The sequence below is a fragment of the Mesorhizobium sp. M7A.F.Ca.US.006.04.2.1 genome (genome assembly GCF_004022915.1).
Lineage (GTDB): Bacteria > Pseudomonadota > Alphaproteobacteria > Rhizobiales > Rhizobiaceae > Mesorhizobium > Mesorhizobium ciceri.
The window spans coordinates 1-401 of record NZ_RZQA01001686.1; the positions used below are offsets into that span (position 1 = coordinate 1).

Annotated in this window: 1 protein-coding gene; it reads right to left on the bottom strand. The window is 61.8% G+C overall.

Features of this window, described 5'->3' with window-relative positions:
• Positions 1-394 (bottom strand): Flp pilus assembly protein CpaB (cpaB, locus tag EN925_RS39410; protein ID WP_245487502.1); only part of this gene is annotated, 394 nt, incomplete at its 3' end.
• Between the last annotated feature and the right edge of the window lie 7 nt (positions 395-401).

A 401-nucleotide genomic window follows, 5' to 3' on the forward strand; every position in this document is an offset into this window, starting at 1 on the left:
CCGTTCGCGTCAGCAGCACATCGACCCGGTCACCCGGGAAGACGAAGCCGGCGACGCCGAGCACGTCGTTCACCCTGATGGAAACAGCTTTCATGCCTTCGCCAAGCACCGCCGAAAGCGTGGCGCGTTGGCCTGGGCCAGTGATCTTGCTGGCGAGGACTGGTTCGTTGGCGCTAATGGTTTGAAGCGCCTGCCTGATGCCTTCGCCGGCCAAGGCCTCTTTCGTTGTCTTGAAGGCGCCAGTTGGAATCGAGCCCGCCGGCCATGCGACTTCGCGCAATTTGTCTGCGCTAAGCGTATCGCCGAACTTCAGCGGCATTGCCGCAACGACGACAGTGCTGCCTTGAACAATGCCCGTTTGCGCCATGGCGCTTCGCTGGCCAGCCAGCCAGATATTGACC